The following is an 8,385-nucleotide window of genomic DNA, read 5'->3' on the forward strand; positions in this document are numbered from 1 at the left end:
GATTAAGTGAATAGTTCAACTCCTTTTATCAACTAACCAATAAACTAATTTGCTAATTTAGTGTTTCAACTACTCACTCAATCAACTTAATAACCACTTTAACACCAACAATGAAAGCATATATTTTCCCCGGGCAAGGCGCCCAGTTTGTAGGTATGGGCAAAGACCTGTATGAACAGTCTGACAAGGCCCGCGAGCTATTTGAGCAGGCTAATGCTATATTAGGCTTCCGCATTACTGATCTTATGTTTAATGGTACAGACGAAGATCTTAAACAAACCAATGTTACCCAGCCTGCTATATTTTTACATTCGGTTATATTAGCTAAAGTATTACCAGATTTTGCACCTAATATGGCGGCGGGTCATTCATTGGGTGAATTTTCGGCACTGGTAGCTGCTAACGCTTTATCATTCGGGGATGGTTTACGCTTGGTTGCCGCCCGCGCCAATGCCATGCAAAAAGCGTGCGAGATACAACCATCAACCATGGCGGCTATTTTAGGGCTGGATGATTTTACGGTTGAGGATATTTGTCAGCGTATAAGCGACGTGGTAGTTCCGGCCAATTATAACTGCCCGGGACAGTTAGTAATATCAGGCACCATATCAGGTATTGATAAAGCATGCGAGTTAATGACCGCAGCCGGTGCCAAAAGAGCTTTAAAGTTAAATGTAGGCGGCGCGTTTCACTCGCCATTAATGGAAGCTGCACGTGTTGAGCTGGAGCATGCTATTGTAAACACGGTTATAAACAAACCTATTTGCCCTATTTATCAAAATATCGATGCCAAGCCCTATACAGATCCGGAGCTGATAAAACATAATTTAATAAGGCAGCTTACCGGCCCGGTTAGATGGACACAAACCGTAATGCACATGCTGGAAGATGGAGCCACCTCATTTACCGAAGTTGGGCCAGGCAATGTTTTGCAGGGCCTAGTAAAAAAGGTGGATCGGGCAATGCCAACATCAAGTGCCTCATTCCAACAATAATTTTTATAAGCCGCAAACTAAAGCGGCTTTTTTTTATTTGTAAGTTTACATAAATCAATTTAAAAGTTTTGAGTTACTCCGGAAAAATACGCTTAATGTTGGCCCTGTTGGCTGCCAGCTTATTATTAACGGCAATTATTGTCCGTTCTACGTATACTCCTGTAATCAATCTTACCCAAACAGCCAAAATACTGGAGGATAATCTTCATAAAAAAGAAGGTTATGTGTACAAAGCTATTAATACTCCTGCAGCGTTTAACAAGTTTAAAACCATTGCTAATAATGAAACCGGGGGCTTAAATTGTATCCGGGAGTTTACTGCCAATCGCGGCATTTGTGTAACAGCCTTTAAAAATAACCATCTGAGGTTTTGGAGCAGTGTTAAATATATACCGGCTACCGCCTCCGAACTAAAAGAAGGTTCTTCATTTATTCAAGCAACTAATGGTTATTACGAAGCTGTTAAAAAAAGTGAGGGCGATTTTTCTGTTATTTTTTTTATTCCTGTAAAAACAAATTATAGTGTTCAAAATCAATATCTGAAAAACGCTTTTTCTAAAGATCTGCTTAAAGATAACAATATTGAAATTGCTGATATTACCGACAGTAGTATATACCCCATCCATAGCATTAATAACACTTACCTGTTTTCGGTAAAGGTTAAAAACAATGAGGTTAACTATCATTTCTTTTATTTCGAGTTGATTGTATGGTTACTAACCTTTATGGTGGCATGCATGTTAATACAAAACATTTGTAATTACCTGGCATATAGGGGCCACGTAGTTTTATCACTATTGTTTTTAACGCTGTTTATTGTTGCACTAAGGTTTGTTAACCTTTATTATAATTGGCCAAATTTTACTTACAAGCTTGATATTTTTGATCCAAAACTTTATACATCAAACAATATTTATCCATCATTAGGCGATTTATGCATAAATATTTTAATGCTTAGCTGGTTTACGGCTTATGTACATCGCCAACGCTTTAAACTATTAACCCACATACCCGGAAAATTTAAAAGTTACTGTATTTTGCTGGGATGTATATTGATCTTAATCATAACATCAACAGAACTTTTGGAAGTATTTTACGGGCTGGTTGTTAATTCTAACATAAGTTTTGATGTAAATAATGTACTTAGCCTTTCTGTATTTAGCTTATGCGGCTTGTTAATGCTATGTTTTAGCTTTTTTATATTTTACCTGTTAAATGAGATTTTTTTAACTGTTTGCAATAAGCTCCCAATATCAGGTTATAGGCAGTTTATAATATTTAGCATAAGCATATTGTTAACTACAATCATTATAACCTTTTATAGGGGCGAGTTTACAGTATTTTATATTTTGTGGGCGCTAATAGTAATAATACGTGGTTATGCCTACCATTACCATCATGGCAAAAACACATCTTTAACTTTTGCCTTCATACTTTTTATATGCGCTGTTATATCATCAATTACCCTCATCCACCTCGAATCGTTAAAAGAAAGAAAAAACCGGGAGCTATTTATTCAAAAGCTGGAAACACCAAACGATGTAACAGCAGACTCTTTATTTAAAAAAATAGAGAACCTAATTATTGCCGACCCTTTAATAACCCGTTACTTTAATGACACATTAAATAATAATACTTACCTGAAAAATCGTTTTCAGAAGCTTTATTTTGATGGATACCTGTCTAAGTATGAGTTCAAGCTCCATGAATTTAATAACGATGGGCAATCCATATCTGCTGATAAAACTTATACAAAGGATGTTTTTAATGACATGGTGCTTTATAGCTCCTTTAAAGTTTCAGATTATTTTTATCGCCAAAATGAGTCTTTTGGGTCTCAAATTTACTTTGCCATACTTCCGGTGATTCAAAAGGGCGAAAGCATAGGTTCAATAGTAATTGAATTAAGATCAAAAGTGCTGCAAACAACTGATTATTTTCCGGAATTATTAATTGACGGGCAAATAAAAATAAAAAGCGAGGAAGAATTTAAAAATTATTCATACGCGTTTTACACAGACAATAAATTACTATCACAAAGCGGAAGCTATGTATACAATCTGGTAAATAAAACCTTTAGCGGGCCAATAAAAAAATATACCCAAAAAACCACTACTAATATTGACAATATATGGTATAAGCCATTTACTACCTATAGCCATTTAATATACAGGCCAAGCCAACGTAATTTAATTGTTGTAAGCAAAGAAGAGAATACCCTATTTTATAACATTACTTCGCTAACCTTCTTTTTTGTAATATTTCTGGCATTTAGCATGATCACTATCCTGGCTAACTGGACATGGGTGCGTTTAAGAATACTAACCATTACTAATGATAAAATAAAATGGGGATTTAAAATAAACCCTGATAAAATATTGTATAAAACCCGTATACAATTTTCGATGGTTTTTGCAGTAGTGGTTACGTTAGTATTAGTAGGCCTAATAACCTACATATCCATTAGTACCCAATACCAGACGCAGCAGGATAAAATGATCCGCGATAAAATCATTAAGATAACCTCGGCTTTTGAAAACGACTTCATCAATAAATATACGGCTAATATTAACTACCAAAGCCAGGCTAATTTTGATATTTTGGCTAAATCATATGCGTCTGACCTGATTTTGTTTGATCGGAATGGCTCTTTACTATTTACTACCCAACCCCGCATTTATGAGTATGGGTTAATTGCAAAATGGATGAATGCCATGGCGTATATTAATTTAAATACCTTACAACGATCAGAATATATTAACGATGAGACAATAGGCGACCTGAGTTATAAAGCGGCCTATGCGCCCCTAAGAAACGCTAAGGGCGAAACTTTATACTACCTGCAACTTCCTTATTTCTCTAACGAGCTAGATTATAAAGAACGTATAGGCTCATTGCTTAATGTAATGATAAATATTTACGCTTTAATTTTTATAGCAATTGGCTTATTTGCTGTAATTATTGCCCGCCAAATTACCAATCCGTTAAGCATTATACAGCAAAGTTTAAGCAAAACCATATATGGCAAAAAAAATGAAGCCATTAAATGGGATAGAGATGATGAGATTGGTGCTTTGATAAAAGAGTATAACAATATGATAGCTGCCTTAGAAAATAGCGCGCTAAGACTTGCACAATCTGAAAGGGAAAGTGCCTGGCGGGAAATGGCAAAGCAGGTTGCACATGAAATTAAAAACCCGTTAACTCCATTAAAGCTTGGATTACAGTTGCTGGAAAAATCATGGCGGGAGAAAGATCCTAAATTCGACCAGAAGTTTGAACGGTTTAGCAACTCATTTGTGGAGCAAATTGAAAGCTTATCGTCCATAGCTTCAGAGTTTTCGGCATTTGCCAAAATGCCTGATACCAGGATGGAACGCTTTAATATTTTTGATGTGATAAGCCAGGCTGTAACTATTTTTAAGCAAACAGATAATTTTAACATTTTATACCATGTTCCTGAAAATTCATTTTTAATAAATGCAGATAAGGATCAGTTATTACGCTGTTTTAATAACTTGTTAAAAAATGCCATTGAAGCTACGCCACCAGACAGGTTTGGAGTAATTGAGATAAATTATGAAATAAATTCAAAAAATATTTTAATTACCGTTAAGGATAATGGTAATGGTATACCCGAAAACATGCGCGAAAAAATATTCGAGCCAAACTTTACCACCAAAAGCTCAGGCACGGGCCTTGGGTTGGCATTTGTAAAAAATTCTATAGAAAATGCCGGCGGAAAAGTTTGGTTTGAAACAGAACCGGATAACGGCACAACGTTCTTCCTTAATTTCCCGGTAGCCGGTTAAATTATTATAGTCTCTGCAGTTCAGTTTTATTTTTAATAATATTAATTTACAATCAGTTACGTTATGTTCACTGGTTTAATTCATATAAAAATATATCCATATATTTGTCGTTATCTTAATTAGTTACCGCAGCAAAAATTTTAAATGAGGTTTATTATACTCTTAACTTTATCCATAATAGGTTTTACCGCATCTGCCCAATTTTGGCATCGTAAGCCTAAACCGCAGGAAGACCGTTTCACCCAATTAACAGCAGTATCTCGTAATTCTGTAACAGTTAAACCGGTAATAAACATACCTTACCAGGATATACATGACCTGCAACTGCCCCGCGGCGCTTATAATTTAGAATTGGCCGAAGATGTAATAATGGCCGAAGCAAAGCATAATATGCGTTTTAGACAATACAACCTTGCCAGTTATAACTTTAGCGACCTGGCTGCATTATATATGTTGCAAAATCGCTTCTCGGAAGCTAAGTGGTATTTATTACAAAGCAATGCCATAGCGCGCCAGCAGGATGATACTAAGCATACCCTGTCTAATTTATTAGCTCTGGCCGATATTAAGTTTCAAATTGGCGAACCCACCTTGGCCAAACTTGACATGCAGGAAGCTCATGATATTGCAGCGGCTAAAGGCATGCAAGCAGATCTTATAGAGATTGATAAAAAAATACAATATCTGCAAAACAGCAAACTCGTTGCTGTAAAAGCAGAAATACATTATGATTCTGCTGTAGAAGCCGCCAATAGCAAAAAGATAATAAACTAATTACACTCCACTTATATAACACTAACGTAAAATCCCTGTGGGTATACTTAAAACAGTAAAACATTATTGTAATATTGTTACTTATTATACGTCTTATAATAGACAACTTTTTTTCACTGTCTATTCTTTTTAAATACATTATCAAATAAATAGGCACAAGTATTGATGTACCATAAAACTCCTGATCTAACGTTAGTAAAAGATATGTTTAAGAAAATTTATTTTGTGCTGGTACTGGGTGCCGCACTGGCTTGTAAAGCAGCTCCGTCTAAACCGGTAAATGTTCCCGGCTCAAATAACTTAGAACCCACTAAGCAACAAAGTGTTGTTTGTAAAACAGTAGCGTCGCTAATATCTCAATGGAATTATAAAAAGGTTAACCTGAATGACTCTTTGTCAGAAGTGATATATAAACGTTATATTAAAGATCTGGATCAGGGCCATAGTTATTTATTGGCATCGGATATTCAGGATTTTGATAAATACAAAAACTCGCTTACCGACGATATAAAGAACGGCAATCTTAATGATGTGTTTTACATTTTTAATGTCTTTCAAAAACGGTATGAAGAGCGTGTACGATTTTCAATTGCCCAGGTAGATAAAAACTTTGATTTTACGCAAAAAGAATCATTTACTTATGACCGTGCTAACCTGCCATGGATAGCTACTGAATCTGAAATGAATACAGAGTGGACCAAGCGTGTAAAATATGATCTGCTTAATTTACAGCTGGCTGCAAATGATATAGCAAAAAATAAAGAAAAGCTAAAGAAACGTTACCAGGATCTGCTATCGCAAAATAGTAAATTAACCGGTGATGATGTTTTCCAGATATTTATGGATGATTTTACCGAAGCAATTGACCCGCATACCAATTACTTCGATCCATTTCATGCCGCGCAATTTAATATGGAAATGTCAAGATCACTACAGGGGATTGGCGCAACACTTGAAACCAAGAACGAATATATAAGCATACAATCGCTTGTTGCAGGGGGGCCGGCAGATAAAAGCCATCAAATTAATACCGGCGACAGAATATTGGCAGTTGCACAGGGCAAAGATGGCGAGTTCCAGGATATAGTTGGATGGCGCATAGATAATGCTATAAAATTAATACGCGGTACCAAAGGAACTTTAGTAAGGCTTAAAATACTTCCGCAGGGTAAATCTGTTTCTGACCAGCCAAAGGTTGTTGAAATTGTACGTGAGAAGATAGTTTTGAAAGATCAATTGGTAAAAAAAGAGATACGTACTTTTAACAACAACGGAAAAACATATAAGATCGGGATAATAAATGTACCGGCTTTTTATGCTGATTTTAATGCCTTAAGAGCCGGCGATCCTAACTATCAAAGTACAACACGCGATATGAAGCTGATACTGGATACCTTAAAACGTGAAAACGTTGATGGTATAGTAGTAGACTTGCGCGAAAATGGCGGCGGCTCATTAAACGAAGCTATTTCGCTTACCGGTTTATTTATTAAAACGGGCCCTGTAGTACAAGTTAGAGATACACAAAACCAGGTAGATGTTAATAAGGATGATGATCCGTCAATAGCCTATACCGGGCCAATGGCCGTATTGGTTGATCGTTTTAGCGCGTCTGCATCCGAAATTTTTGCAGGAGCTATACAAGATTACGGACGCGGTTTAATTATAGGCACGCAAACTTATGGTAAAGGTACCGTACAAAGCGAAATAGACCTGGATAAAGTAATCACCCCTTCAATTACTGATAAATTGGGTTTAACAGCCAGCGGCAATTCTACTACAAAAAGCTCTACAGGCAGCACAAATAACTTTGGTCAGCTAAATTTAACCATAGCTAAATTTTATCGTATTAGCGGTAATTCCACCCAGCATAAGGGAGTTATTCCAGATATCCAGTTCCCTTCAATAATACCACTGGATAAATATGGAGAAGACATTGATCCTTCGGCTTTACCTTTTGATGTGATAGCCAAAAGCGATTATACCAAAGTTACAGACTTTACTGCCGCTATACCACAGTTAAACAGGCAGCATGAACAACGCATGAGCAGCAGCGCAAGCTACAAAGCTATATTGCAAAACATTGCTGATTATAAGAAAAGCGAATCAGAAAAAACGGTTACCTTAAACGAGCAGCAATTAAAAAAACAACGTGATGAAGATGAGCAAAAATCATTAGATCGCGACAATGCGCTTAGAGTAGCTTTAGGTCTTAAACCATTAAAGAAAGGTGAAACCAAACCTAAAAAAGAAGACCTCGACGCTTTGAAACTGGAAGCAGGCCAAATACTGATAGACTATATCAATTTGGATAGTAAGGTTACCCGGGTTGGGACCGCCAAGACTTTTTAATGTTTTACACAAATAGCAATAGCCCTTGCAAAGTTTTATAAAACTTTGCAAGGGCTATTTTATTATTTCCAACTAAAATAAACCATCAGGTTTCAGTTACCTCTACGCCCTTGTATCATTCCCATTATAAATGCTCAAATAGCTTTCATATCGGGATAGCTCTATCTCGCCATTTTCTAATGCTGCTAATACGGCACAACCGGGCTCGTTAATATGGCGGCAATTGTTAAAACGGCAATTATGCATGCGTGAGCGCATTTCGGGGAAGAAGCGGCCCAGCTCATGATTTTCAATATCTATCACTCCCAACTCGCGTATACCGGGTGTATCAATTATAAATCCGCCTTGCGGCAGCTCAAACATTTCGGCAAAAGTGGTGGTATGCGTGCCTTTGTCGCTCCATTCAGATACCTCACTTGTGCGCAGCTCCAGGTCAGGCAACAGGGCGTTGA

The 8,385-nt window shown here is 36.7% G+C and carries 5 protein-coding genes; 4 read left to right on the forward strand and 1 reads right to left on the reverse strand.

The window, feature by feature from the left end; genetic code table 11:
- Window positions 1-110: 110 nt before the first annotated feature.
- The 4 genes from fabD (at window position 111) to JWP71_RS12790 (ending at window position 7,933) form a co-directional block, all read left to right on the forward strand.
- Window positions 111-995 carry an ACP S-malonyltransferase gene (gene fabD / locus JWP71_RS12775; protein ID WP_299500594.1) on the forward strand — a complete coding sequence of 295 codons (885 nt, stop codon included), beginning with the start codon at window positions 111-113 and terminating at the stop codon, window positions 993-995.
- A 68-nt stretch (window positions 996-1,063) separates the two neighbouring features.
- Window positions 1,064-4,807: an ATP-binding protein gene (locus JWP71_RS12780; RefSeq protein WP_299500596.1), complete on the forward strand. Its 3,744-nt coding sequence runs from the start codon at window positions 1,064-1,066 to the stop codon at window positions 4,805-4,807.
- Window positions 4,808-4,951: 144 nt separating this feature from the next.
- A complete protein-coding gene (locus JWP71_RS12785) occupies window positions 4,952-5,581 on the forward strand; it encodes a hypothetical protein (protein ID WP_299500598.1) in 630 nt (209 codons plus the stop codon).
- Window positions 5,582-5,785: 204 nt separating this feature from the next.
- The gene (locus tag JWP71_RS12790) at window positions 5,786-7,933 is read left to right on the forward strand and encodes a carboxy terminal-processing peptidase (protein WP_299500600.1); all 2,148 of its coding nucleotides are present in this window, start codon (window positions 5,786-5,788) and stop codon (window positions 7,931-7,933) included.
- A 102-nt stretch (window positions 7,934-8,035) separates the two neighbouring features.
- On the opposite strand, the gene rsgA is transcribed toward JWP71_RS12790, so the two are convergent.
- The coding region (rsgA, locus tag JWP71_RS12795) for a ribosome small subunit-dependent GTPase A (protein ID WP_299500602.1) at window positions 8,036-8,385 on the reverse strand (350 nt) is incomplete at its 5' end.

The organism is Mucilaginibacter sp. (assembly GCF_028287845.1).
Classification (GTDB): domain Bacteria; phylum Bacteroidota; class Bacteroidia; order Sphingobacteriales; family Sphingobacteriaceae; genus Mucilaginibacter.